The organism is Nitratireductor aestuarii (assembly GCF_014641695.1).
Taxonomy (GTDB): domain Bacteria; phylum Pseudomonadota; class Alphaproteobacteria; order Rhizobiales; family Rhizobiaceae; genus Chelativorans; species Chelativorans aestuarii.
This window is the reverse complement of the sequence record NZ_BMIF01000002.1, coordinates 129,237-154,222: the sequence shown is the minus strand read 5'-3', so window position 1 is coordinate 154,222 and position 24,986 is coordinate 129,237. Positions and strand designations below refer to the sequence as shown.

Annotated in this window: 20 protein-coding genes; 6 read left to right on the top strand and 14 right to left on the bottom strand. The window is 61.0% G+C overall.

What is annotated here, in order from left to right:
* Window positions 1-13: 13 nt before the first annotated feature.
* Both accD and IEX27_RS04380 read left to right on the top strand, forming a co-directional pair.
* Window positions 14-931, top strand: a complete 918-nt coding sequence (gene accD / locus IEX27_RS04385) for an acetyl-CoA carboxylase, carboxyltransferase subunit beta (RefSeq protein ID WP_188719724.1) — start codon at window positions 14-16, stop codon at window positions 929-931.
* A gap of 24 nt (window positions 932-955) precedes the next feature.
* Entirely contained in the window at window positions 956-2,278 is a 1,323-nt protein-coding gene (locus IEX27_RS04380) for a bifunctional folylpolyglutamate synthase/dihydrofolate synthase (protein WP_188719723.1), read from the top strand.
* Between the two features lie 58 nt (window positions 2,279-2,336).
* Here IEX27_RS04380 and trxA read toward each other — a convergent pair whose 3' ends face one another.
* The 12 genes from trxA to IEX27_RS04320 all read right to left on the bottom strand — a co-directional run bounded on the left by trxA (window position 2,337) and on the right by IEX27_RS04320 (window position 19,906).
* Window positions 2,337-2,657, bottom strand: a complete 321-nt coding sequence (trxA, locus tag IEX27_RS04375; protein WP_188719722.1) for a thioredoxin — start codon at window positions 2,655-2,657, stop codon at window positions 2,337-2,339.
* 78 nt (window positions 2,658-2,735) lie between these two features.
* Window positions 2,736-6,257: a double-strand break repair helicase AddA gene (gene addA, locus IEX27_RS04370; RefSeq protein ID WP_188719721.1), complete on the bottom strand. Its 3,522-nt coding sequence runs from the start codon at window positions 6,255-6,257 to the stop codon at window positions 2,736-2,738.
* A complete protein-coding gene (addB, locus tag IEX27_RS04365; RefSeq protein ID WP_188719720.1) occupies window positions 6,254-9,388 on the bottom strand; it encodes a double-strand break repair protein AddB in 3,135 nt (1,044 codons plus the stop codon). Before addB ends, addA begins: the two co-directional genes overlap by 4 nt.
* Complete coding sequence (locus IEX27_RS04360) at window positions 9,385-10,110, bottom strand: nucleotidyltransferase family protein (RefSeq protein WP_188719719.1); 726 nt, start codon at window positions 10,108-10,110, stop codon at window positions 9,385-9,387. The genes addB and IEX27_RS04360 overlap by 4 nt, the downstream gene beginning before the upstream one ends.
* A complete protein-coding gene (gene tsaE / locus IEX27_RS04355; RefSeq protein WP_188719718.1) occupies window positions 10,107-11,612 on the bottom strand; it encodes a tRNA (adenosine(37)-N6)-threonylcarbamoyltransferase complex ATPase subunit type 1 TsaE in 1,506 nt (501 codons plus the stop codon). Before tsaE ends, IEX27_RS04360 begins: the two co-directional genes overlap by 4 nt.
* A gap of 5 nt (window positions 11,613-11,617) precedes the next feature.
* On the bottom strand, window positions 11,618-14,197 hold the full coding sequence (locus IEX27_RS04350) for a sensor histidine kinase (RefSeq protein WP_188719717.1): 2,580 nt from the start codon (window positions 14,195-14,197) through the stop codon (window positions 11,618-11,620).
* A 171-nt stretch (window positions 14,198-14,368) separates the two neighbouring features.
* Window positions 14,369-15,763 (bottom strand): adenosylhomocysteinase, encoded by a 1,395-nt coding sequence (gene ahcY / locus IEX27_RS04345; RefSeq protein ID WP_188719716.1) that lies wholly within the window; start codon window positions 15,761-15,763, stop codon window positions 14,369-14,371.
* A gap of 150 nt (window positions 15,764-15,913) precedes the next feature.
* Complete coding sequence (locus IEX27_RS04340; protein WP_188719715.1) at window positions 15,914-16,225, bottom strand: HPr family phosphocarrier protein; 312 nt, start codon at window positions 16,223-16,225, stop codon at window positions 15,914-15,916.
* Window positions 16,222-16,623, bottom strand: coding sequence for a PTS sugar transporter subunit IIA (locus IEX27_RS04335; RefSeq protein ID WP_188719714.1), 402 nt, complete (start codon window positions 16,621-16,623; stop codon window positions 16,222-16,224). The genes IEX27_RS04340 and IEX27_RS04335 overlap by 4 nt, the downstream gene beginning before the upstream one ends.
* A 248-nt stretch (window positions 16,624-16,871) precedes the next feature.
* On the bottom strand, window positions 16,872-17,324 hold the full coding sequence (locus IEX27_RS04330) for an HPr kinase/phosphorylase (RefSeq protein ID WP_188719713.1): 453 nt from the start codon (window positions 17,322-17,324) through the stop codon (window positions 16,872-16,874).
* Window positions 17,321-18,976, bottom strand: coding sequence for a sensor histidine kinase (locus tag IEX27_RS04325; protein WP_244630236.1), 1,656 nt, complete (start codon window positions 18,974-18,976; stop codon window positions 17,321-17,323). Before IEX27_RS04325 ends, IEX27_RS04330 begins: the two co-directional genes overlap by 4 nt.
* A 228-nt stretch (window positions 18,977-19,204) precedes the next feature.
* A complete protein-coding gene (locus IEX27_RS04320) occupies window positions 19,205-19,906 on the bottom strand; it encodes a response regulator transcription factor (protein ID WP_244630214.1) in 702 nt (233 codons plus the stop codon).
* A gap of 380 nt (window positions 19,907-20,286) precedes the next feature.
* Here IEX27_RS04320 and IEX27_RS04315 point away from each other — a divergent pair, with 380 nt between their 5' ends.
* From IEX27_RS04315 to IEX27_RS04300, 4 genes are all read left to right on the top strand, one after another.
* The gene (locus IEX27_RS04315; protein ID WP_188719710.1) at window positions 20,287-21,897 is read left to right on the top strand and encodes a phosphoenolpyruvate carboxykinase; all 1,611 of its coding nucleotides are present in this window, start codon (window positions 20,287-20,289) and stop codon (window positions 21,895-21,897) included.
* Between the two features lie 82 nt (window positions 21,898-21,979).
* A complete protein-coding gene (gene arfB, locus IEX27_RS04310; RefSeq protein WP_188719709.1) occupies window positions 21,980-22,414 on the top strand; it encodes an alternative ribosome rescue aminoacyl-tRNA hydrolase ArfB in 435 nt (144 codons plus the stop codon).
* Window positions 22,415-22,509: 95 nt separating this feature from the next.
* The gene (gene lysM, locus IEX27_RS04305; RefSeq protein WP_188719708.1) at window positions 22,510-22,965 is read left to right on the top strand and encodes a peptidoglycan-binding protein LysM; all 456 of its coding nucleotides are present in this window, start codon (window positions 22,510-22,512) and stop codon (window positions 22,963-22,965) included.
* A 46-nt stretch (window positions 22,966-23,011) separates the two neighbouring features.
* Window positions 23,012-23,632, top strand: coding sequence for an alpha-ketoglutarate-dependent dioxygenase AlkB family protein (locus IEX27_RS04300; protein WP_188719707.1), 621 nt, complete (start codon window positions 23,012-23,014; stop codon window positions 23,630-23,632).
* Between the two features lie 27 nt (window positions 23,633-23,659).
* Here IEX27_RS04300 and coaA read toward each other — a convergent pair whose 3' ends face one another.
* Together coaA and IEX27_RS04290 are read right to left on the bottom strand one after the other, a co-directional pair.
* Window positions 23,660-24,619: a type I pantothenate kinase gene (coaA, locus tag IEX27_RS04295; RefSeq protein ID WP_188719706.1), complete on the bottom strand. Its 960-nt coding sequence runs from the start codon at window positions 24,617-24,619 to the stop codon at window positions 23,660-23,662.
* Window positions 24,620-24,662: 43 nt separating this feature from the next.
* Window positions 24,663-24,986, bottom strand: a complete 324-nt coding sequence (locus tag IEX27_RS04290; RefSeq protein WP_188719705.1) for a phosphoribosyl-ATP diphosphatase — start codon at window positions 24,984-24,986, stop codon at window positions 24,663-24,665.

Below are 24,986 nucleotides of genomic sequence, written 5' to 3'. Positions count from 1 at the left end.
TAAGGGTTTTCCGATGAACTGGATCACCAACTACGTACGGCCCAAGATCAACTCCATGCTTGGCCGCAGGGATATGCCGGAGAACCTCTGGATCAAGTGCCCTGAAACAGGCGAGATGGTCTTCCACAAGGACCTTGAGGAGAACCAATGGGTTGTACCAACGTCCGGCGCCCACATGAAGATTTCCGGCAAGAACCGCCTGCGCTTCTTCTTCGATGATGGTGTTTACGAGCTTCTGGAAAGCCCGAAGGTCGCGATCGATCCGCTGAAGTTCCGCGACGAGCGCCGCTACACCGATCGTCTGCGCGACGCCAAGGCCAAGACGGGTCTGGAAGACGCTGTTCTGAACGCCGTCGGCCGCATCGAAGGCCTCGAGATCGTCGCAACCGTGCAGGACTTCACCTTCATTGGTGGGTCGCTCGGCATGGCTGCGGGCGAAGCAATCATCAAGGGCTTTGAAACGGCTGTCGAGCGCAAGCTGCCGCTCGTGCTGTTTGCTGCTTCCGGTGGTGCCCGCATGCAGGAAGGCATTCTCTCGCTGATGCAGCTGCCGCGCACGACCGTTGCACTGGATCGCCTGAAGGAAGCGGGGCTGCCCTACTTCGTCGTTCTGACGAACCCGACCACGGGCGGCGTTTCCGCCTCCTACGCTATGCTGGGCGACGTGCATATCGCCGAACCCGGTGCTGTGATCGGCTTTGCTGGCGCGCGCGTGATTGAGCAGACAATTCGCGAAAAGCTGCCCGAAGGCTTCCAGCGCGCCGAGTACCTCATGGAACACGGCATGGTGGACATGGTGGTCTCCCGTCTGGAGCTGAAGTCCACCATTGCTCGCCTGCTCAAGATATTGATGAAAGTCGAGACGGTTGCAGAAGTCACGGCGGCGCAGCCTGAGCCAACGGAGCTGCAGGATCAACCGGTACAAGCCTGATCAGGCGCTGGAGTTCAAAATCCTATGAGCAAGGCCGCGCGGTTGATCGAGCGCCTGTCGGAGCTTCATCCGAAGGGCTTCGACCTCTCGTTAGACCGGATCAGACGGCTTCTCGCGCCGTTGGGCAATCCGCAGGACCGGCTGCCGCCGGTGATCCACATCGCCGGAACCAACGGCAAGGGGTCAGCGTCGGCCTTCTCCCGTGCATTGCTTGAGGCCGCTGGCCTCAAGGTTCACGTGCACACCTCGCCGCATCTGGTAAATTGGCATGAGCGCTACCGCATCGCTGCGCCCGGCGGCGGTCGGCTCGTCGAAGATGACGTGCTGGCCGAAGCGCTGCAGCGCGTTGCCGATGCCAACAAGGGCGAGAAGATCACCGTCTTCGAATTGCTGACCGCCACGATGTTCCTCCTCTTCACGGAGCATCCCGCAGATGCCTGCATCCTGGAAGTCGGCCTCGGCGGCCGCTTCGATGCGACGAATGTCATCCCGCGTCCGGCCGTCAGCCTGATCATGCCGATTTCGCTCGACCATCAGGCGTTTCTGGGCGACCGCGTCGAGCTGATTGCCGCTGAAAAGGCAGGCATTGTCAAGCGCGGAGCTCCGGTGGTCATCGGAAATCAGGAGTGGGATGCGGCGCAGGAAGTTCTGGTCGACACGGCGGAACGCCTCGGCTGTCCGCTCAAGGTCTACGGACAGGATTTCGTCGCCTATGAAGAGCGAGGCCGTCTCGTCTACCAGGACGAGGATGGGTTGATGGACCTTCCGCTCCCTCGTCTGCGCGGTCGCCACCAGATCAGCAACGCTGCCGCTGCGATTGCAGCCGTGAAGGCCGCTGGTTTCCCCGTGACGCCGAAATCCGCCGAAACAGCAATGCAGTCGGTCACCTGGCCGGCCCGTCTACAGCAGCTGACCAGCGGACCGCTGGTCGATCTCGCGCCGGAAGGTTCCGAAATCTGGCTTGATGGCGGACACAACCCCGATGCGGGCGTTGTCATTGCCGAAGCGCTTGCCGCCGTCGAGGAACGCCAGCAGAAGCAGCTCGTCCTCATCGCTGGCATGATTAACACCAAGGATCAGACCGGCTTCTTTCGCGCCTTTCACGGCATGGCGCGCCACGTCTACACCGTTCCGATCACCAGCAGCGAGGCGGGCGTTCCGCCATCGGTTCTGTCTTCAAGGGCAATGGAAGCAGGACTACCAGCCGAGCCTTTGGCAAGCGTCGAAAGCGCACTGTCGCTGCTTCGCGAGACCTGGGACGGCGATACGCCACCGCGCATCCTGATCTGCGGGTCACTCTATCTCGCCGGCGATGTTCTCGCCGCCAACGATATGGCGCCTGAATAACAAAAAACCCGGCGCAGTTCACACTGGCCGGGCTTTTTCTATCTGGTGTCAGCCGAACTTAAGCGGCGGAGTTGATCCAGGAAGCGAGCGCCGTCTTCGGGGCAGCACCAACCTTGATGTCAGCAACTTCGCCGTTCTTGAAGATCATGAGGGTCGGGATCGAGCGCACTCCAAAGCGGGCGGCGATTTCCGGGTTCTCATCAATGTTCAGCTTGGCAACCGTCACCTTGCCTGCGAGCTCGGCAGAGATCTCTTCAAGCGCTGGGGCGATCATCTTGCACGGTCCGCACCATTCCGCCCAGAAATCCACGACAACAGGTTCGTTGGACTGAAGGACATCGGTGTCGAAGTTACCGGCGTTCACGGTCACGGTGGCCATAAGCCTCTCCTAGAATATCAAGTGGGATGTTGCCCGATATGTGGGCAATTGTGGGACAGTTATCAAGGAATGTTTTTCTCACGCTGCCGTGAGTCCCGCAAGCGCGGCGGAAAGTTGTCCCTCATCTAGTTCAATGAGAAGGGGAATTTCGGTGAAGAGCAGCGCGGCCACCACTTTGCGGTCCGGATAGAGCGGTTTTATCAATTCAGCATAAAGCGCGAGCTGCGCGATATAGCCCTTTGGCACCTCAGCCACGTTTGTCGGGGCAGGGCGGTTCGTCTTGTAGTCGACCAAAAGCACACGCTCGTCCGTGACGGCCAGCCGGTCCACCTTGCCGGAGATCGCCCGCAGCGTTCCCGCCACCTTGAGCTTGCCCATCACGGACACTTCCGCACGTGATCCTGGCGCGAAGATCGGTGCGAAATGTCCGTTCGTCAGAATAGCCATGACGGCGTCAGCCGCCTTGTCTGCTTCGCCCTCAGGCCAGTTCGATCCCACTCGCTCCAGATATCGCCACGCGACGGCTTCTCGGTCGTGCTCAGGCACTTCCGGCAGGAACTGCAGCAGACGGTGGATGGCGTTACCACGCTCCAACGCAAACCCCGGTGCCTTTGCCGGACCCAGAACCGGAGAGACAGGCGAGGGGACGATTTCCCTCTCTCCCTCGATGAGCAGCCCGGCACCTGAAGGCGCGAGCGGCTTTGGAATGACCGGGGCAGGGGGGAGTGGCATCAGCAACTCAGGCGGAAGCGGCACAGCACTCCGCTGTTTCTCTTCCTCGCCCTGCTTGATCTCGATCTCGCCCACGGGCGTCGTGCGGAAGCGCAGAACCGGCGCGCAGACTTCAGGATCGTTCCGTTCTTCAGCGCCAGCCTGACCCTGGAAGGCAGCCAGCACCATGCTGTGCCAGGTTTCCGCATTGGGCTTGGCTCCGTGATAGCCGCAGACGATCAAGCGGTCCTCGGCCCGCGTCATGCCCACATAGAGCAGGCGGCGGTATTCATCTTCGGCCTTGCGTTTCACCTCGGCTTCAAAGCCGCGCATCACGCTGTTGGCGAGATCCTTGCCCTTCCGCCACAGGAAGCCAGTGACGTCCGTGCGGCTGTTGAGCTTGATCGGCAGCAGATCCGGAATATGGCTGGTGCTGACAGCCGCACTGCCGGGATCCACCAGGAACACAACCGGCGCTTCCAACCCCTTGGCGGCATGCACGGTCATGATGCGGATCTCGTCACGCGACTGATCCATCTCGCGCTTGATCTCGGGCGCAGCACCTTCCAGCGTTGCCAGAACAGACTCCAGCCCGATGAGCCCAGTCTTCTCAGCGGTAAAGCAGAAGGACAGGAACTCGTCCAGCACGTCATTCGCCTCAAGGCCCAGCCGGGCGACGAACTGCTTGCGCGCGCCCTCCCGATTGGGAGAGCCGGTCAGCACACCTGCATAGAACTCATAAACCGGCATGAAAGCCGCTTGCGACTGCCACTCGCGCAAGGTCGCAACAATCAATGCAATTTGCTGATTTTGCTTTGATATATCAATCAGAGACGAGAAAAGTGACCGGTCTCCTCGCCCATAGGCGAGCTCGAACAGCGCGGTTTCGTCAAGCTTGAAGATCGGGCTCTTCAGCACTGCCGCGAGCGAAAGATCATCGTGCGGCTGCACCAGGAAGCGCCCAAGCGCCACGAGATCCTTGATGGCTATATGCGAAGTAAGGCGCAGCCTGTCGGCACCGGAAACTGCAATCTTCCGGTTCTTGAGCGCGCGGGAAAGTGCGTGCACGAAGCGGTCACGCTTGCGCACCAGCACCATGATGTCACCGGCCCGGATCTTCCGCTGCTTGCCCTCAAGCACATCGCCGTCCTTCAGCCAGGTCTTGATCCTGTCTGCGATGACTTCTGCGAGCCGAACCGCCGGAGCTGAGGCATGGTCGACCGCCTGGGTCCAGTCGTCGGGTTCTTCGACGGTGATGGGGCTCAGCGGCGACCAGACCTCCACATAGCCTGGCGCATTCTCGCGGATGGCCTTGTGCTCGATCGGCTCGTCGTAATAGGTCACGCCCTGCCGCGCTTCGGGTCGCGAGAAGACCAGATCGACGGCCCGCAGCACATCCTCGGTCGAGCGGAAAGAGCGGGTGAGCTTCACGCGCTCGAACCGCCCGCCATTGAGTGGCACCTTCTGCTCGAAGGCAAAGCCGCTTTCCGTGAACGCAGCCGGTTCCGCGCCCTGGAAGGAATAGATCGACTGCTTCTCGTCGCCCACAGCGAAAATGGTGCGCTGGACCCCGTCGCGAGCGCCATGGCCTGCAAAAAATTCTTCCGCAAGCTTGCGCACGATGTCCCATTGGGCCGGGCTCGTGTCCTGCGCCTCATCGATCAGGATGTGATCGATGCCGCGATCGAGCTTGTACTGCACCCATGGGCCGACATCGGCACGCGACAGCAGGGCGACAGTTCGTTGGATCAGGTCATTGAAGTCAAGGAAGCCACGCGCGCGCTTCAGGTTCTCGTACTGGTTGATCAACGCATCGGCGATTGCCGCCACCGCATTGGTTGCCTCGATCTGGCGCAGCAACGCGACCTTGTCACAGACGCCTTCAAGGAAGGAGGCGGCTTCAAGGTAGCGTTCGTAGATGTCGGGTAGCCGTGCCCGCAGCGCCTTGGTGAAGGCGCGTTCGCCGTAGGGCTTTCCCTCGGAGGCGGTGAAGAACGCCTTGCGGAGAAGATCGAGCCGCTGCAGCGGATCGCGCTCTTCAAAGGCACGGTTGCAGTCGCCCACCATCCAGTCGAGGAGGTTCTTTGCGCCGACATCCTCAGCCGCGAGCGCAAACTCCGTGTACTGCGAGGGACTGAACCCCGGCAGTGGCCAGTTTGCGGCAGCTATGGTGGCTGCACTCTCGTCCGGCCCGAAGCCGAACTCTTCCCTCAGACCCTTCTCGATGGAAAACCCATCCGTCAGTTCTTCGATGAACCGACGCAAGGCATCGCGCTTGGCGACGATCTCTTCGAGCAGCGACTGCAGCCCGCTCTCTCCACCGCGCTGTAATATATCAGCGAAGGCCCGGTGCAGCGGGCCGTCCTGATGCGCCGAAACGGTGGTCAGAAGCTCCCGCCGCGCCTCGAGGAACAGCGCCTGTTCCATCTGCTCGTCAAGCATTTCAAAATGCCCGGCGATATTCGCCTCCAGCGGGAACTGGTGCAGGATCGCTTCGCAGAACGCGTGGATTGTCTGGATCTTGAGCCCGCCTGGCGTCTCCAGCGCTCGCGCAAAGAGCTGGCGCGCCCTCCGCAGCTTCGCCGCTGTTGGCCGCTCACCTTCCAGCGCCTCAACCTCTTTGGCGAGGTCTTCGTCGGTCGCCGTGCTCCACTTCGCAAGATTGGCGAACACGCGGTTCGACATGTTCGCCGCCGCCGCGCGCGTATAGGTAAGGCACAGGATCTTCGAGGGGTTCGTGCCCTTTAGCAGCAGGCGGATGACGCGCTGCGCCAGCACGTGCGTTTTGCCGGAACCCGCATTGGCCGACACCCAGGCGGACAGCCCGGGATCAGAAGCCAGCGCCTGATCTCTGATCGTGTCCGGAGGAATGCGTAGAGGCGCCTTCATTCCACGTCTCCCCCGTGATTGCCATCGCCACCGGCCGACCACTCAAGCACACGCGCGAGATGGTCGTACTCGCCCTCCACATCACCCTCCTTGAAGGGCAGGGCGCGGGAGAGATACCCGCTGCCGGGATTGGAATAGAAGTCGAGCAGCTTGCCGAGCCGCTCCCAGGCTTCCTCGGCCAGCTCTATGGCTGACTTGACGCTCTTGTTCGTCTTGAGGATCGATTCCGGCACAACCTCACCATTGGCGCGCAGACGCACATAGGTGAGCTTTCCAGGCGGCACTGGCCCCAGATCGGCGAAAGCACCGCGGTGCAAAAGCGCTGCCTCGAGCGGAAGCTGCGGCGAAAGCAGCGTGTGCGCCTGCTTGACCGACGGATTGCTGCCCGTCTTGTAGTCGATGATCTCCGCCGTCCCGTCGTCCAGAAGGTCGATCCGGTCCGCACGACCCGAAAGTGTCACCTCCCGCTCGCCTACATTGATGGGATAAGCTGCAATCTCCGGATGGCGCTCGCGCACCCAATTGTTCCGCGCCCGTTCCCACGCCAGCACACCGACTGCCGTCTGCTCGTAACGCGGCCACCAGACGGTGCGAACATCCTGAGGCAATTGGGCCTCGTCAAAGACCTGGCGACCCGCTTCAAGCAGCCGCTCATGCGCTTTCGGATCCGCCGGATCGATACCGGAGCGGACGAATGCGTCCAGCGCATCATGGAACAGCGTGCCGCGCTCGGCTGCACCCGGATCGCGTATGTAGGGCTCCAGCGCCTGCAGCTTGAGGATCTTGCGTGCGTAGATCGCGTAAGGATCACGCCGCAACGTTTCAACTTCCGTGACCGAGAAGCGCTTGGGTCGAGCTTCAAGCGGCGGCTTTGGATTGGGACGCGATGCGAAATCCTCGCTTCCGGTTGCCGCCAACGCCGCTGCCCAGTCAAGATATTTTTGGCCGCGCAGCTTCATGGCGTCAGCCTGTTCAGGCCCGGCACAGGCGACGAGACGCTGCAGCCAGCGCGAAGCCACAGCCGGCGCATTACCAGCCCGCGCGGAGCGGGAGAGGATGACGCGCGGCGTACCCATCGCCATCGTAAAGTCATGTGCGGCAAGGCCAATGCGCCGCTCTGGCGGCAGAAGCGACAGCTCGCCCTTCATCATGCGCGACATGAACCGGTCGGAGGAGGGCACCTGCGGCCAGCCACCCTCGTTGAGGCTGCCGAGCACCAGCGTATCCACCTGCTGCAGACGGGCTTCAATCGGGCTCCAGATGAACACGCGATGGTCGCCGCCCATCTGCGGCTTCACCATCCGGCCCGCGATCAACGCGCCGAAGACATCCGGCCATTCGTGGAGGCCAACGAGAATGCCGGATTGCGTCTCAACGAGCTCACGCAGGAAGCGCGCGAGCGTTTCGCCCGCTTCGCCGCGATAAAGCTCGTAGAGGCTTTCGTCCTCCTGCCGAGCCAGCGCTTCGAGCGAGAGCACAGAGGCGCGGGCGATTTCGGAAAGCGTCACGGCTGGTTGGTCGCGCAGCGAGGCGAGCGGCTCAAGCGCTTGGCCGATCCGCGCCAGCACATCACGCGCTTCGCCGATGCTCGCCTCGGTCAGACGTGAGAACCAGTTCGGCTTGCGCCCTTCCGCCAGCTGCGTCAGCCGCATCTCGAACAGATCACCCAGGCTAACGATGTTGGGCCGCCCCGTGCCGCCGCGCATCGCGACAAGCTCGATAAGCTCAGCTGACCGCTTCACCACCTCGCGGGGGAGCGAGAGATAGAGCAGCGGATGCTTCAGCAAGCTCACGATTGCCACCGGCTCTTCGGGAGTGCACACCGTGTCGATCATCAATCGCAGCAGCGTTGCAGGCGCAGTATCGCCCAACGGTCGCGAACCGGAATCATCCGCACGGATCCCGAAACGGCGCAGTTCGGTTGCTACACGACGAGCGAGCTCACGGTTTGGCGTAATCACTGCCGCCGTGGTATTCTCGCCGGCGGAGATCGCGTGGCGTAAGGCGACGGCTACCGCCGCAGCCTCTTCACGCTCACTTGCCGCTTCAATCAGGCTGACATCTTCAAGCGCTCCATCCTGCAGCGCCTGTTCAACGGATTGCCGGTCATACGCCCAGAAATCCGTCGTCTGCGCGGGTCGCAGTGCTTCACGCACAATCAGACGCCGCGCGGCAAGGGCAGGGGTTGCGCGGCCGATTTCCTGCACGCCAGAGCGCTCGATGCCAATCGCCTTCAACAGGCGCTTCAGGCCAAACTGCGGATGGCCGCAGGAGGATGGCTCATCGCTGTCGCCAACCGCATTCCACGATCTCTCGTCCAGCTGAAGATCGAGCCCCGGCAGTACCACCGCGCCCTTCTCCAGCCGGGAAATCGCACCGAGCAGTCGTGCTACGGCAGGATTCGAACCGGTAGAACCAGCAGCTATCACCGGCCCCTTGGGCGGGTTGCGCTTCAGCCGCGCGACTTCGGCAGAAATCATTGCATTCCGGTGCGCAGCCGGATTGGACTTGCCCAATTCCGCGAGCGCGGCAGGCCAGGCCATGGTCACGATCTGCAGGAATTCGAGCGTCACCTGCCACCAGATGGCAAGCTCGTCCGGCGCAAGCTCGGCAAGCTTCGACCAGTCGCCTTCCTCCATCTCGATTTCGTCCATAAGACCGGCGAGATCGCGCGCCAGCCACAGGCTGTCCGAGAGCGAGGCGGGGATGATGATCCCTTCCTCGAAGAGTGCCGCCACATGCGAGGGAAGTCGGCTCTTCCACCTCTGCACCAGCGGCGCCAGCATGAGGATGCGGTCGAGACTGGCGATCGGAGTAACCATCTCCAGCTGCTCGGCACCGCCTTCCTCGGAAACATCGGTGAGTTCTTCCTCGAACTCACCAAGCGCGCGGACGACCGGAAGAATGACAGTATCGCCGCCCAGCTGCTTCATCAGCTCGGCGCGCAGCTCGCGCACCGCACGGCGGGTCGGCAGGTAGATTGTCACCTCGGAAAGCGCCAGCGGATCGCCCGCATAGCGGAAGCTCGGAACCAGCGTCCCGTTCAGCAGCGACTCGGCCAGCGTGGCCAGATATGGCACACCCGGCGGAATGGAAAATACGTTGGGGGTGCTGCTGAGGCCTTCCGTCATGAAGCCTTGCTCACCTGGCGCAGCACGTCCTCCGCAGGCGCGATTGCATCAGGCGTCCCAACCGTCAGCCAATGGCCATCCAGCGGCAGGCCGAACAGACGATCAGCTGCAATGGCCCGATCGAAATAGAGGTTTAGCGAATGCGGCTCGGGCGAAGCGCCCTCAAAGATGCGCGGATGTAGAATGGCAACACCGGCGTAGATAAAGCCATTGTCAGCACCCCTGGCGCGCTGGAGCGCACCGCCGTCTTTCATCACGAAGTCCAGCTTGCCCGTATGGCCAGTTGCAATCTGTGGGTCCGCCAGCATCAGCAAAATGTCCATCCGCTCCCCATCCCAGAACGAGGCGAGCCGCTCCAGGTTCGAACCGTCACGGTCGATCCAGAATGTGTCGGCGTTGAGGATGAAAAACGGTTCTCCACCGAAAAACGATAGTGCCTTCACAATTCCACCGGCGGAATCGAGCAGCTGGTCACGCTCATCGGAAATGGTGATGGCAGGTGTCTGTCGCGACGCGACATGCTCAACCAGCATGTCAGGAAAATAGTGCACGTTGACCACGGCCTCGCGCACGCCAGCGTCGCCGAGCGCATCCAGCCCCCAGTCGAGCAACGTCTTTCCACCCACACGGACGAGCGGCTTCGGCATGTGATCGGTCAGCGGACGCATGCGCGTGCCAAGCCCGGCGGCAAGCACCATCGCCTTGTCCGGCGAGCCGTTCATCGCGCCTGTTCTCCAAGAAAGCCATGCCGTTCATAGAAGGCGCGAAGGTCGGAGAGCGATGGATGGGCAAGCGCCCGGCGCAGGTAGTCCTGAATGCGCGGCAGATGCTTGAGGTAACCCGGCTTGCCGTCGCGCTTCGCCAACCGTACGAAAATGCCGAGGATCTTCGTGTTCCGCTGCGCAGCCGTGATGGCGTAGGCTTCCTCGAAGGCGGCGCGATCGAACGCACCGGTTCGCGCTGCGCAGTAGGCGTCGACTATGGCCCGCTCCACTTCCGGCGAGACGTCGACACGTGCATCCATCGCGAGCGACGCCACGTCGAAGGCAGCGGGTCCGAACGCTGCATCCTGCACGTCGATGACGCCTAGCCGGTCGAGCCCGTCACGCTCCTCGCGCCAGATGATGTTCGGCGAGTGATAGTCGCGCAGGGCGAGGCTCTGCTCACATTCAAGAAGCCGCGTGATCAGCGGCTCCCACAGCTGGTTGAACTCCTGGCGCTCTTCGTCCGTGGCCACACGATCCTCGGTGAAGGGAATGTACCAGTCGAGCAGGAGCGCGCATTCGATCTCGAATGCGGCCCGGTCATAGATCGGCACCACATATTCGACACCCTCGGCGACGGTGATGCTGCGAGGCCATTCCCGCTCATGCATGGCGGCCAATAGCCTGCCGGCTTCCTGATAGCGGGTAGGGTTGACCGATCCGTCCGGCATCAGGAACGCACCATCGCCCAGATGCTCGATCACCAGCAGCCCGGCATCGAGGTCCATAGCCAGGATCTGCGGCGCACAGAAGCCGTTGTCGCGCAGCGCCTGCGCGATTCCCACGAAGGCGACAACCGACTGCGCCAGCTTCGCAATATCGCTGTAGGTCAGGCCGTCGCGAAGGATGGGCTCGTTGCTCCGCGCCGGTGCATCCATAAGGATAAGTCGTTCGCCTGCCGCGGTTCGGATCGTCTCGTAAGCGCGGATCGAGGCATCGCCCAGCATAAAGCGGCGCTTCGCTCCCGCATACCCGGAACGATCGAGAAACTTGCGGACCTCCAGCGTGTGGGCGATACGCGAAAGCGCACTTTCCGGAGCGCTGATTTCCACCCGCCGGCCTTCGCCCACCTCAAAAAGTTTCACGTGAGTCACGCTGTCGAAGTATTCTGGAGCCCTGTCGGGCCACTCAACCAGCGCAACACCCTCGCTCAGCGCTTCGGCAAGCCCAAGCTCCTCCAGCTCTTCCGGGTTCGAAAGGCGATAAAGGTCGAAGTGCTGGACCGGTAACCGCAACGGATAACGCTGCACGAGCGTGAACGTGGGGCTCGGCACCTCGAGCTCGTCATCCTCCGCGATGGCACGGATCAGTGCGCGGGCAAGCGTACTCTTTCCCATGCCGAGATCACCATGGAGCGCGACCACATCGCCCTGGCGAAGCGCCAGAGCCAGGTCTTCTCCCAGCTGCAGCGTGGCTGCTTCGTCGGGCAGGTCTAGGATAATCATTTCAGGATTGGTCATGAACCTTATTCCGCTGCGGCGCGCACACCGTCCGGCACCATCGGGAAGCGGCAGATGACGGCCGTGCCGCGGCCTTCGCCGGTTTCGATCTGCACGGAACCGCCATGCAGTTCAACGAAGCTCTTCACGATCGAGAGGCCAAGACCCGCACCGCGCCGGCGCCCGCCCGGGTTGCCCGATTCAAAGCGCTTGAAGATCGTCCGCAGCACTTCTGGCGCCATGCCCGGGCCATTGTCATGGACGCGGAAGACGACGCCATCGCCGCTATCCCAGGCTGAAACGGTGACCTTCCCGCCCTCCGGCGCATAGTTCGCCGCATTGCTGAGCAGGTTATAGAGGATCTGGCGCACCCGGTTTTCATCCGCGTAGAAGTGCGCCGGCGCGCGCGCAACATCCACGTCGATGGAGATATTGTGCTCAGCCAGCCGCTTCTCAACGAGCCCCACGGCGGATTCGACCGTGGATGCCACCTTCACCTCGGTAACGTCCAGTTCCATGATCCCGGCGTCGACCGTGGCCAGATCCAGAATGTCGTTGACGACGGTCAGCAGCAGCGACGACGACGAACCAATGTGATCCACATACTCGCGCTGGCGCGGCGTCAGCGGCCCGGTCGTTTCGAGAGACAATAGCTCGGTGAAACCGATGATGTTGGTGAGCGGTGAACGCAGCTCATAAGACACGTGCTGGACGAAATCGTTCTTCAGCTTGTCGGCCTTTTCGAGCGCTTCGTTCTTTTCCTTGAGCGCACGTTCGACGTTCACGCTGTCGGTGACATCGACGAAGGTCAGCATCGTCTGCCCATTCGGCAGATAGATTACCGCGTATTGCAGAATCGTCCCGTTGGAGAGTTCGGTCTGGCCGTGGCTATCCCTGCGCTCGTCATCGAAGCCCGTCGCAGCCGCAACGAAATCGCCCCACGGGCTGGGGCTTGCAAGTGAATCACAGGCCGTCTTGAGCAGCGCGATATGCACGTCACCATCGAGGAACTTGTCCGGAATGCCCCACAGCCGCCGGAACGCGGGGTTCGAAAGGCGCAGACGCCCATCCGAACCGAACACCGCCACGCCTTCCGCCAGGTTGTCGAGCGTCTCGCTCTGCACCTTCACAATGGAATTGTAGCGGCTTTCGAGGCTGATCTGCTCCGTGAGGTTCTCGAACACCCAGGTGATGCCGCCCTTCGGCTGCGGATTGGCGATGACGCGCACGGTCCGCCCGTCCGGCAGGTGCCACCAGTGTTCCTGCGGCTCAACGGCGCGATAGACGGCGAGCACCTGATCTTTCCAGCGCCGCCATTCGGGCTGCTCGGCAAGCTTTCCTTCGCTGCGCAGGCGGTCGAGGAAGATCGCGTTTTCCGGCTGGCTGTCTAGGAAGCGTGTATCGAGTCCCCAAAGCTGCTGGAATGCCTGGTTGTAGAACTTGAGCTTCTTGTCCGCGTCGAACGTGGCAACTGCCGTGGTGAGCTTGTCGAGTGTATCGGCATGGCTGCGCGCCAGGCTCTCGAACTCACGGCGAAGCGCCTCCAGCTCACTCGCGTCGTTCGCGATACCCGCACTTCCCTCCGGTCCGGTAACAGCCAGAACCTCATAGACCTTGCGCTCGCCGCCAACCACGGCAGAGACAGGTGATTTGACGGTCCCGCCCTTTCGAGCCTTTTCGGCGATCGGGTCGCGCGCCGCAGAGGGCAGGAGCTCCCGTCCTTCATGGACGGCAGTTTCAGGGTTCGCGGCTTCCACCGCCCGGGCGTAGGCCCGGTTCACCCAACTCAGCTTTCCGTTCTGGTCGCGCAGCCACAGCGGCGCTTCCAGCTGATCAGCCAGCCGCAGCAGATTTTCATGATCGACGCGCAGCTGCTCGACCTCGAGCTTCAGCCGCGCATGGTCGGTCTGCAGCGCCGAGAGAGATGAAAAGCGCAGAACCGAATGAAGCGCAGAGCGCCGCCCCTGGACTTCGAGCAACGCGCCGGACTGCGTCTCCGCGATCATCTCGAACCCGCGTCCGGAATCACGCAGCGCCTGCAGCGCATGATCCAGAGCAGCTGCCGACTTGGTGTTGAGCCATCGCCCGAAAGCGAGGAATGTGTTGCGTTCAAGCGGCGCGCCGGAACTTGCGGGCAGGTCGCCGACGATCGAAGGCTTGCCGCCATCTGTCGGCCAGACGATGACGCGCTGGTCCTTGAGGTTCAGCAGGGCTTCGGAGCGTGACAGCGCGCTGGAAAGTTCCGCAACGCGCGCTTTCAGCTCGGAGTTTTCGGCAACCGAGCGCGCCCGCAACTTGATCATGCCGATGGCGCAGAGAAATGCCGCGCCCATGACGCCGGCAAGAATAGAAAACTGGAGAGCACCGTGGGGGCTGATGGTCAGCGGACCCAACACTGGCAGGTCTACCATTGCCTGGGCGGCCGCAGGATCCATGAATGCCGTAAGCGCGATCGTGCTCGACAGCGCTTTACCGGCAAAGCCGAGCGCATTTCGTCGTAGCGGTGTCCCCGGAGCAAATCCAGGAACCGTGGGAACCCGTTTTCCGTCCGGTAGTGCGGGCGTAGACTCCGCAACCTTGCCGAAAAGCGGCCTCAGCCCCAGCATATCGTTCCTCTCCAGCGAAAAGATCAAAAACACCAGTGCCGCAACCGCTGCACACTCGAATCAGCGCACTGTAGCTGTTCGAGGAATCCACGTGAAGAAGCATTAACTATAAATGCAAAAGCGGGACCACCAAGGGTGGTCCCGCGATCGTTCAGCAATGCTGAGAAAGCATCAGTACCGGTAGTGATCCGGCTTGAACGGGCCTTCCGGCGTAACACCGATATAGGCGGCCTGTTCTTCCGTAAGCTGGGTGAGCTTCACGCCAAGCTTGCCGAGATGCAGACGGGCAACCTTTTCGTCCAGATGCTTCGGCAGAACGTAGACCTTGTTCTCATACTGGCTCGGGCGGAGCCAGAGCTCCATCTGTGCCAGCACCTGGTTGGTGAACGAAGCCGACATGACGAAGCTCGGGTGGCCGGTCGCATTGCCCAGGTTCAGCAGGCGGCCTTCCGACAGCAGGATGATCCGCTTGCCGTCAGGGAAGGTGATCATGTCCACCTGTGGCTTGATGTTGGTCCACTGGAAGTTGCGCAGGCCGGACACCTGGATCTCGTTATCGAAATGGCCGATGTTGCCGAGGATTGCCATGTCCTTCATCCGGCGCATCTGGTCGACCGTGACGATGTCGCGGTTGCCGGTGGCCGTAATGATGATGTCGGCGTTGTCGATGGCCTCATCGAGCGTCACGACCTCGAAACCGTCCATCGCCGCCTGCAGGGCGCAGATCGGATCCGCTTCCGTAACCTTCACGCGAGCGCCGGCGCCCTGGAGCGAAAGCGCAGAACCCTTGCCCACATCGCCATAACCGCAGACGATGGCGACCTTGCCGGCCATCATGACGTCGGTTGCGCGACGGATACCGTCGACGAGCGATTCCTTGCAGCCGTACTTGTTGTCGAACTTCGACTTGGTGACGGAGTCGTTGACGTTGATTGCAGGGAAGGGCAGCAGGCCGCGCTTCTGCAGCTGATAGAGACGGTTCACACCGGTCGTGGTCTCTTCCGTCACACCGCGGATCGCGTCACGCTGGCGGGTGAAGAAGCCCGGCGTCTCGGCCATGCGCTTCTTGATCTGGGCGAAAAGAAACTCTTCCTCTTCGCTGCCTGGGTTGGACAGAACGTCCTCGCCTGCCTCAGCGCGCGCGCCCAGCAGAATGTACATGGTGGCGTCGCCGCCATCATCGAGGATCATGTTCGACGGTTCACCGTCCGGCCACTGGAAGATCTTGTCCGTGTAGGTCCAGTACTCTTCTAGCGTCTCGCCCTTCACGGCGAACACCGGCGTGCCGGTTGCCGCAATCGCAGCAGCTGCATGGTCCTGTGTGGAGAAGATGTTGCACGATGCCCAACGAACTTCGGCGCCGAGTTCCTTCAGCGTCTCGATGAGAACTGCCGTCTGGATGGTCATGTGTAGGGAGCCGGTGATGCGGGCGCCGCGAAGGGGCTTTTCAGCGCCAAACTCTTCGCGGCAGGCCATCAGACCCGGCATTTCTGTTTCGGCAATATCAAGTTCCTTGCGCCCCCAGTCGGCGAGCGAAATATCAGCAACGACGTAGTCTGCGGCCATGGCCCGAGCTCCGTTTAAAGAAAATCTGCGCGCCGCTAGGGGCGCGATTTATCCGATGCCTACCAGAACACGCATCAGCGTACAACGATATAAGCAACTCTTTATACGATCGGACGAGTTTGCGCCAGAAACGGGCAAGTCAGGAAATAACTAGATTTCTTCGCCGAACCTGTTGGCGATGAGTTCTTCCAGTGCATCCAGCAACTGGACTGCATCGGAGCCTTCAGCGGTCACCTGGATGCAGCACCCCGGGCTGGCGGCCAGCATCATGAGACCCATGATGGAGGTACCACCAACGCTCATTCCGTCCTTCTCGACGGTTACTTTCGCCTCAAAGCTGTCAACCAGCTGCACGAACTTGGCAGATGCGCGGGCATGGAGGCCGCGCTGATTGACGATTTTGAAACTGCGCGAGTGTCCGGAAGATCTAGTATCGGAAGGAGAGGAGGAGACTTCGTTCATTTTCCCTGCAGGACCCGGCTTGCAACGTTGATGTATTTTCGGCCCGCCGCCTGTCCCGCTTCAAGAGCCAACTCGATATCGTTGCTGACGCGAACGCTGGAGAGTTTGATCAGCATCGGAAGGTTCACGCCAGCGATTACCTCGATCCTGCCTGGCTCCATGACGGAGATGGCGAGGTTCGAAGGGGTGCCACCGAACATGTCGGTAAGCACAATCACGCCTGACCCGCTGTCAGCTTCCGCGATGGCATCGACGATATCACGACGCCTCTGTTCCATGTCATCGTCCGGCCCGATGCAGACCGTTCCGATCCGCTCCTGCCTTCCCACGACATGCTCCAGCGCGTGGCGGAACTCTTCCGCGAGCCTTCCATGCGTCACAAGAACGATGCCAATCATATGATATTTCCCCAGCGGCGATGCATACGCATTACAGGGCAACGGCTTCCCGCCGTTATATGTGGGTTCCGGAACGCCACTCTTCCACTCACTACGAAATTGCCAGTTTCAATGCGTATGTTTGTCACCAGTTCGCGGATCTCCAGTACCCGCCGCTATCCGATTGAGGTTGGAGCGCTATCTTCTCCAGCCTACAGGCGATGACAAGCCCAAAACCATCGGCCAAACGCGGTTTTTTGCGATCAGACTTAACACGCGGCGAAAGGCCCCAGGCGCAGCTTGGCCATGATGGCGAGACTTGCTGCTTCGGCGTTCTTCGCCTCAAGTTCGATCATGGGCAGGGAAATCCCTTCCATGGTTTCGCTGCAGTCCTCGTTCAGCCTCGGTGCCTGCGCCTTCGGCACAAGCTTCACCAGAAGATCGATCTTGGCTGACTCCTGGTGAACAATCGGTGTAGGCCCCACACCCCAGACTTCGATCAGCCCGGCGATGGAGGAGGGGACTGAGCCGATCAGAGCCCCGCGTTCCACGGAAAGCCGCACCTGATCGTCGCTCACCAGCCGCGGAAAGAAGCCTGCGCCCACGCCGGTGACAATCAGCTTGAGGGCGAGGGTGGACTTGCCTGAACCCGACGGCCCCGTGATCAGCACCCCCTTGCTGCCAAGCACAACAAGCGTGCCGTGGCAAAGGGCGGCGGTCATTTCTGGCCCTCCGCCTGCAGCGAGATGACGAACCGCGCGCCGCGAACCTCGCCGGGCTTGGCGCCTGGAATGTTTTCCGCCGAAAGCGTACCGCCATGAGCCTCGATGATCTGGCGGCTGATCGAGAGGCCAAGCCCTGAGTTCTGGCCAAAGGCCTCCTCGGCCGGGCGATCCGTATAGAAGCGCTCAAAAATCCGCTCGATGCTGTCGGGCCGGATACCCGGACCATTGTCCTCCACGGTCAGGATGATGCGCTTGCCGCTCCGCATCAGGGTGATCTTGATGCGGCCCGTACCTTCCGGCACGAAGGACCGCGCATTCTCGATCAGGTTGGTGAGCACCTGCCCGAGCCGCAGGTCGTGACCCTGAACGATGTAGTTCTTGGTCTTGCCGTCGATCTCGATGACAAGATCGACCTTCTTTTTCTTGCTGCTGACGTTGCGCGCCGCATCGACGATATTCTCGACCAGTCGCTTGAGATCGACTGGCTCTGCCTCCTCGCGGACGAGCTCCGCATCAAGCCTGGAAGCATCAGAAATGTCGGTGATCAGGCGGTCGAGACGGCGGACGTCATGCTGGATCACCTCCATCAGGCGGTCGCGGGACCTCGGGTCCTTTGCCAGCGGCAGCGTCTCGACAGCGCTTCCCAGCGACGTCAGCGGGTTCTTGAGCTCATGCGCCACGTCAGCCGCGAAGCTTTCGATCGCGTCGATCCGGGCATAGAGCGCCCGCGTCATGTCGCGCAGCGCGATGGAAAGATTGCCGATCTCATCCTGACGATGCGAGAAATCCGGGATTTCCTCGCGGCTGCGGACACCCCGGCGAACGCGGATCGCCGCAGCTGCCAGACGACGTAGCGGGTTGGCAATTGTGGAAGCAAAGAGCAGCGACAGCATCACGGTGACGGCAGCAGCCACCGCAAAAACGCGGAAGATGGCTCGGCGTTCTTCCGCAATGATGCGGTCGATGTCGCCCTGGGTCGAGAGCTGCAGCGCACCGACCACCACGCGGTAGCGCTGGATCGGCACCGCGACGGAGATGATGTACTCGCCCTTCTCGCTACGGCGGCGGACGGCCTGCACCGTGCCGCCGTTGAGCGCATTCATCACTTCCTCATATCCGACGCCGCTTCCGCCCGGCTGTTCGCGGTCGATCGGCAGCGAATTGTCGAGGAAGAACGAGGTGAACCAGCTGCGCACGCGCTCCCACAGGCTGGGCTCCGGGGCCTCCAGCGGCGGCAGTTCATAGCGCAGGATCTGCGTCAGCTGACGCGTGTCATAGATCAGGTTTGCGTCACCGTCGTAGACACGGGCGCGTGTCTTTGTTGGCGAGATCAGCCGGCGTAGCAGCGGTGCCACCACTTCGGGGTTGATCGGGAAGGAGAGATTTTCGAGCCTGTTCGACCGCAGGGGCAGGCTTTCGCCCGCCTGCAACTCGAGCAGTTTCTCGGGATCGACCAGGATCGTATCGGTCTCGACCGTCGCCGAACCTGCGATGGCGCCGGCGATGATCTCTCCTTGCGTCTTCAGGCTTTCGACCTGCGCATCGATCAACGCGTCGCGGAACTGGTTGATATAGAGAATACCGACCACCAGCACGGCGATCGCGCCGAAATTGAGGATCAGGATGCGGCGCGTCAGGCTTGAGAACATGTAGTGGCCGAGCACGCGCCGAATCGGCCGCGCCAGCCGTCCAAGCAGCCACGGACGACCGGTCCTGCCGCCGGTTGCAGTCTCCCGCCTGTTGCGTGCCTGTCTCGTCATCCCGCCTTCTGAGCGCCGGATCCTTCCAGCTCCGTTGCATGCGCTGGGTGATCCAAATTGTTGTTGTTCTGGCAGTTCAGAACGGAAAACCGGTTCCTGGCTAACCTTGGAACTGCCTTAAACCTCGCGGAAGCGGTACCCAACGCCGTACAGGGTTTCAATCATGTCGAAGTCGTTGTCGACCGCCTTGAACTTCTTGCGCAGCCGCTTGATATGGCTGTCAATGGTTCTGTCGTCCACATAGACCTGTTCATCATACGCCGCATCCATCAAGGCGTCGCGGCTCTTTACCACACCGGGGCGCTGTGCCAAGGCATGGAGAATGAGGAACTCTGTGACTGTAAGCGTGACAGGTTCACCTTTCCAGGTACAGGTGTGGCGCTCCTGGTCCATCGCCAGATGCCCACGCTCTAGCGACCGCTGCGGCTTGTCACCCGCCTTGGCCGCCATGTCCCGCGCACCGGCACGGCGCAGAACTGCGCGAACGCGTTCAACCAGCAGGCGTTGCGAGAACGGCTTCCGCACGAAGTCGTCGGCGCCCATCTTCAGGCCGAAAAGCTCATCGATCTCGTCGTCCTTGGACGTGAGGAAGATCACCGGAATGTCGCTCTTCTGGCGAAGCCGCCGCAGAAGCTCCATGCCGTCCATACGGGGCATCTTGATGTCGAGGATTGCAAGGGATGGGGGCCGGGCGGTCAGACCTTCCAGCGCTGATGCGCCATCAGTGTAGGTTTCAACCCGGTAACCCTCGGATTCCAGCGCGATGGAGACGGACGTAAGAATATTACGATCATCATCTACGAGCGCGATTGTGGCCATATCGGCAGGCTCCCTCATTTCATGATGTCCCTTGCTTTTGTCGCACGACAGTTGCAGGACAAATTGGGTACAAAATGTGGCACAGTTCTCTGCGAAAGTCACACACATAGGTTTACAATGCCGCTCGTGTTAAGGGCGGCGACCCATTCTTTGCGGCTAGGTAAGCGTCGCGGTGCGACCCGAACGGGTGAGTTTCCAAAGCGCAAGGTAAGCTTTCCACGCTTCTAACCGATTTAAATAAATTTAAAAATTTCTAAATCGATTAATAATTTGATTTCACTGATCTTTTCTGTTGTGAAACCGTTACCGCTTCATGAGCAGGTTTTCCGCCCCCGGCTGACCGGCCGGCTTTTGGTATGTTTCTTAATTTGGTAGCCACGATGCCCGAAACCGGCCTTCGCAACCCGTCATTTGGAATTGAAAAGAGCAATGTGAAAACCTCCGGCCAGGTTTTCTACAATCTCAATGCAGCGGAGCTCACCGAGCATTCGATCCGCCGCAATGAGGCTACGCTCACGGCCCACGGCGCTCTGCTGGCTACGACCGGTCAGCACACCGGCCGTTCGCCGAAGGACAAGTTCATCGTCCGTGACGACCTGACCGAAAACCAGGTCTGGTGGGACAACAACAAGCCGCTGTCGCCCGAGCACTTCGAGATCCTCTACCAGGACATGCTGAAGCATGCCGAAAACCTGGATCTGTTCGTGCAGGACCTGCGCGGCGGTGCGGACAAGAACAACGAGCTTCCGGTCCGCGTGATCAATGAATACGCATGGCATTCGCTTTTCATTCGCAACCTGCTGATCCGTCCGACAAGGGAAGAGCTCGCCACCTTCGAACCGAAGATGACGATCATCGACCTGCCGTCCTTCAAGGCTGATCCCGCTCGCCACGGCACCCGCACCGAGACGGTCATCGCGATGGACATGAAGCGCATGATCGTTCTGATCGGCGGCTCCGAGTACGGTGGCGAGATGAAGAAGTCCGTTTTCACGGCGCTGAACTACATCCTGCCGGAACGCAACGTCATGCCGATGCACTGCTCGGCCAACGTTGGCACCGAGGACGACGTTGCGATCTTCTTCGGCCTTTCAGGCACCGGAAAGACCACGCTGTCGGCCGATCCGTCGCGTACCCTCCTTGGCGATGATGAGCACGGTTGGGGCGAAGAGGGCGTGTTCAATTTCGAAGGCGGCTGCTACGCCAAGACAATCAAGCTGTCTGCGGAAGCCGAACCGGAAATCTATGCCACCACCCGCCGCTTCGGAACGGTGTTGGAAAACCTCATCCTCGATGAAAATCGTGAGCCTGACTACAACGACGCAAGCCTGACCGAAAACACCCGCTGCGCTTACCCGCTCGACTACATCCCGAATGCGAGCCCGACCGGTCGCGCAGGTCAGCCGAAGAACATCATCATGCTGACGGCCGATGCCTTCGGCGTCATGCCTCCGATCGCCCGTCTCACGCCTGCCCAGGCCATGTACCACTTCCTCTCCGGTTACACAGCGAAGGTTGCCGGTACCGAGCGTGGCGTAACCGAGCCGGAGCCGAACTTCTCGACCTGCTTCGGTGCGCCGTTCATGCCGCGTCATCCGTCGGTTTACGGCAACCTGCTGCGCGACCTCATCAACAAGCACAATGTTGATTGCTGGCTGGTGAACACCGGCTGGACCGGTGGCGCTTACGGCGTTGGCCGCCGCATGCCGATCGCCGTCACCCGCGCGCTGCTCACCGCAGCTCTCAACGGTTCGTTGAAGAACGTCGAGTTCCGCAAGGACCCGAACTTCGGCTTCGAGGTTCCGGTTTCCGTTCCGGGCGTCGACAGCTCGTTCCTCGATCCGCGCGAAACCTGGGCCGACAAGGCCGCCTATGACGCACAGGCCACTCGCCTCGCCGGCATGTTCGTCGACAACTTCGCGAAATTCGCGGCTTACGTCGAAGAAGAAGTTCTGGGCGCCGCCCCTCTGCTGCCCCAGGCTGCCGAGTAGGCTTGACACCAACGCGCAAGCATCCATCTTTTGCAGGCCGCCCTTGAGGCGGCCTGTTTCTTTTGACGGGGATGAAGTGGCAATGGCAGAGGGCACCCTCGAAGTCAGACCAGGAATCTGGGTCGATGAGGATGAGCTCTCCGAGCAGTTCATCCGCTCCTCCGGACCTGGCGGGCAGAATGTCAACAAGGTAGCGACGGCTGTTCAACTGCGCTTCAGCGTTACCAATGCCCGTCATCTGCCGGAGCCGGTGCGCATCCGCGCTCTCAAGCTTGCCGGCAGCAAGGCGACCAAGGAAGGCGAGATCGTCATCGAAGCCGGCCGATTCCGCACGCAGGAACAGAATCGCCAGGATGCACGTGAGCGGCTGGTCGAGCTTCTGTTCCAGGCCTCGGAACCGCCGCCAAAGCCACGCCGAAAGACGCGCCCAACCAAGGGATCGGTTGAACGCCGCCTGAAGGAGAAGACCGGACGCGGTCAGATCAAGAAGATGCGCGGCAAGGTAACGGGCGACTAACCGACACTCACCCGTATTGACCGCTTAATCTGTTTTGCTTTCCGGGTGGAACTAGAGCTATCTTCACTCCATTAGCTACAACCTTGGAGGGTTAGATGAGTGTGTTCGATTTTGTGAAGTCCGTTGGCGCCAAGCTCGGCCTTGTGGACGAGGAGAAGGCGCCAGAAGCCGAAGAGCTCAAGAAGGCGCTGGAATCGCATTCGCTCGGCACCGACAAGGTTGACGTCAAGGTCGATGGCGACAAGGTCATCCTGTCCGGTGAAGTTGCGGACCAATCGGTGTTCGAGAAGGCCATCGTTGCTGTCGGCAACACGCTTGGCATTTCCAAGGTGGAAGCGGCTGAACTGAAGGTGGCGGAAGCTCCGGCCAAGGCGCCTGTGTTCTACACGGTGAAGAAGGGCGACAACTTGTGGAAGATCGCCGAGGCCCACTACGGCAAGGGCAAGGGCGCCAAGAACAACCTGATCTTTGAGGCGAACAAGCCGATGCTCACCCACCCGGACAAGATCTACCCGGGACAGGTGCTGCGTATTCCCGACCTCGAGAATTAGCAGACGATTAGCCGCGACGGTGACGGGTCTGTAGGAGCGCACTCAGATGACAGATCTTCTTCCTGGCATCCGCCATCTTCCAGGATATCTGAGTGCAGACGAGCAGAAGGCTCTGCTGGAAGAGATCCGCTCGGTGGTCGCCGAAGCCCCTCTCTATACGCCTCGCATGCCGCGCACGGGCAAACCCATGAGCGTCCGCATGACCAACTGCGGACCTCTTGGCTGGGTCACGGACAAGGAAAACGGCTACCGATATCAGCCGACCCATCCGGAAACCCGCAAACCATGGCCGCCCATTCCGGAAACGCTTCTGGCTATCTGGCGGGCGGTGTCTGACTATCCGTTCGACCCTGAAGCCTGCCTCATCAATTTCTACGACGCGAAGGCCAAGATGGGCCTGCATCAGGACCGCGATGAGCAGGATTTCGACGCGCCAGTCGTCTCGATATCTTTGGGCGACACCTGCCGATTCCGCGTCGGCGGAAAGACGCGGCAAGGTGGCACTGCTTCGTACCAGCTTCACAGTGGCGATGTGTTCGTCCTGGGCGGGGAGGGGAGGCTTGCCTTCCACGGGGTCGACAAGATCTACCCCGGCACATCCACGATGCTGAAGAATGGCGGACGCATCAATCTAACGCTTCGGCGGGTGACCCCGCCAAGAACGTAAGCTCCTCAGCGCAGCGCAAACAGCATGTTACAGCTTCCGCAGCGCCACTTCCTCAACCAGATGGTTGGCGCCCTTGCGCAGAACCAGGTCAGCGCGCGGACGCGTCGGCAGGATATTCTCCCGCAGGTTCTTCAAGTTGATGTTGTGCCACAGCTGCTCGGCAATCGCCTTCGCCGCATGCTCGGACAGTTTGGAATAGCGATGGAAGAACGACTCCGGATTGCGGAAAGCCGTTTCCCTTAGCCGCATGAAACGCTCAATGTACCATTCGTGGACGAGGTCCACAGGCGCATCGATATAGATGGAGAAGTCAAAGAAGTCGGAAACCACAGGCACGGCTGTTCCGTCCGCCGGCAGATTGCGTGTCTGCAGAACGTTGATGCCCTCGAAGATCAGGATGTCCGGACGGTCGATGGAGACGAACTCGCCGGGCAGCACGTCATAAGTCAGGTGCGAATAGAGCGGCGCCTTCACGTTCGGCATACCCGCCTTGATCGCCGACAGGAAGCGAAGGATCGCGCCGACATCGTAGCTTTCGGGAAAACCCTTGCGGTCCATGAGGCCGGAACTGCGCAGAACCTCGTTGGGGTAGAGAAAGCCATCGGTGGTGACGAGATCGACCTTCGGGCTCGACGGCCAGCGCTGCAAGAGCTCCTTCAGCACACGCGCCGTGGTCGACTTGCCAACCGCCACAGAACCGGCAACACCGATGATGAAGGGCGTTTTGACGGTATGGTTGGACCCGAAGAAGATCTGTCGCTGCCTGTAAAGAAGCTGGCTCGCCTCCACATGCGCGCTGAGCAGCCGCGACAACGAGAGATAGATTCGCCGGACCTCTTCAAGGTCGATCGGATCGTTCAGCGAACGCAGTCGCACAACCTCATCGGCGGTTAGCGTCAGCGGCGTATCGTTGCGGAACTGCGACCACTCCTCCGCCGTGAAGAAGCGGTAGGGCGAATATCGCTCGTTGGGGACGTTCTGGTCCATCCGGTTTTCCCATGCCTGTGTCGGAGCAGGTCCAGCAAGGCTACTACTGGTGGGGGCGAGAAGCCTTTTCAGCAACACCTGATTGTCCTGTTCGCGACTCGAGCTTGGCCATAACTTCATCGACCTTCACATCGGCCAAAGCGAGTACGACAAGCCAATGATAAAGGAGATCGGCACTTTCCGAGATGAGGCCTTCCCGATCGCCAGAAACTGCGGCGATAACCGCTTCTACGGCTTCCTCACCCATTTTCTGGGCTGCCTTCGGCGTTCCGGCATTGAAGAGGCGCGCCGTCCAGGATTGCGCATCGCCCGATCGGCCGCGTTCGGCGATGATCGCCTCAAGCTTTTTCAGATCGAAGTCGCTCAT

What these genes read in the sequence shown, in the direction of transcription:
- IEX27_RS04315 (WP_188719710.1), top strand. Translation starts at nt 20,287, where the DNA reads ATGCCCGAAACCGGCCTTCGCAACCCGTCATTTGGAATTGAAAAGAGC.
- ahcY (WP_188719716.1), bottom strand. Translation starts at nt 15,763, where the DNA reads ATGGCCGCAGACTACGTCGTTGCTGATATTTCGCTCGCCGACTGGGGG.
- trxA (WP_188719722.1), bottom strand. Translation starts at nt 2,657, where the DNA reads ATGGCCACCGTGACCGTGAACGCCGGTAACTTCGACACCGATGTCCTT.
- IEX27_RS04380 (WP_188719723.1), top strand. Translation starts at nt 956, where the DNA reads ATGAGCAAGGCCGCGCGGTTGATCGAGCGCCTGTCGGAGCTTCATCCG.
- IEX27_RS04300 (WP_188719707.1), top strand. Translation starts at nt 23,012, where the DNA reads ATGACAGATCTTCTTCCTGGCATCCGCCATCTTCCAGGATATCTGAGT.
- IEX27_RS04335 (WP_188719714.1), bottom strand. Translation starts at nt 16,623, where the DNA reads ATGATTGGCATCGTTCTTGTGACGCATGGAAGGCTCGCGGAAGAGTTC.
- accD (WP_188719724.1), top strand. Translation starts at nt 14, where the DNA reads ATGAACTGGATCACCAACTACGTACGGCCCAAGATCAACTCCATGCTT.
- IEX27_RS04360 (WP_188719719.1), bottom strand. Translation starts at nt 10,110, where the DNA reads ATGAACGGCTCGCCGGACAAGGCGATGGTGCTTGCCGCCGGGCTTGGC.
- addA (WP_188719721.1), bottom strand. Translation starts at nt 6,257, where the DNA reads ATGAAGGCGCCTCTACGCATTCCTCCGGACACGATCAGAGATCAGGCG.
- IEX27_RS04290 (WP_188719705.1), bottom strand. Translation starts at nt 24,986, where the DNA reads ATGAGCGACTTCGATCTGAAAAAGCTTGAGGCGATCATCGCCGAACGC.
- coaA (WP_188719706.1), bottom strand. Translation starts at nt 24,619, where the DNA reads ATGGACCAGAACGTCCCCAACGAGCGATATTCGCCCTACCGCTTCTTC.
- IEX27_RS04340 (WP_188719715.1), bottom strand. Translation starts at nt 16,225, where the DNA reads ATGAACGAAGTCTCCTCCTCTCCTTCCGATACTAGATCTTCCGGACAC.
- IEX27_RS04325 (WP_244630236.1), bottom strand. Translation starts at nt 18,976, where the DNA reads ATGTTCTCAAGCCTGACGCGCCGCATCCTGATCCTCAATTTCGGCGCG.
- IEX27_RS04330 (WP_188719713.1), bottom strand. Translation starts at nt 17,324, where the DNA reads ATGACCGCCGCCCTTTGCCACGGCACGCTTGTTGTGCTTGGCAGCAAG.
- tsaE (WP_188719718.1), bottom strand. Translation starts at nt 11,612, where the DNA reads ATGACCAATCCTGAAATGATTATCCTAGACCTGCCCGACGAAGCAGCC.
- lysM (WP_188719708.1), top strand. Translation starts at nt 22,510, where the DNA reads ATGAGTGTGTTCGATTTTGTGAAGTCCGTTGGCGCCAAGCTCGGCCTT.
- IEX27_RS04350 (WP_188719717.1), bottom strand. Translation starts at nt 14,197, where the DNA reads ATGCTGGGGCTGAGGCCGCTTTTCGGCAAGGTTGCGGAGTCTACGCCC.
- IEX27_RS04320 (WP_244630214.1), bottom strand. Translation starts at nt 19,906, where the DNA reads ATGGCCACAATCGCGCTCGTAGATGATGATCGTAATATTCTTACGTCC.
- addB (WP_188719720.1), bottom strand. Translation starts at nt 9,388, where the DNA reads ATGACGGAAGGCCTCAGCAGCACCCCCAACGTATTTTCCATTCCGCCG.
- arfB (WP_188719709.1), top strand. Translation starts at nt 21,980, where the DNA reads ATGGCAGAGGGCACCCTCGAAGTCAGACCAGGAATCTGGGTCGATGAG.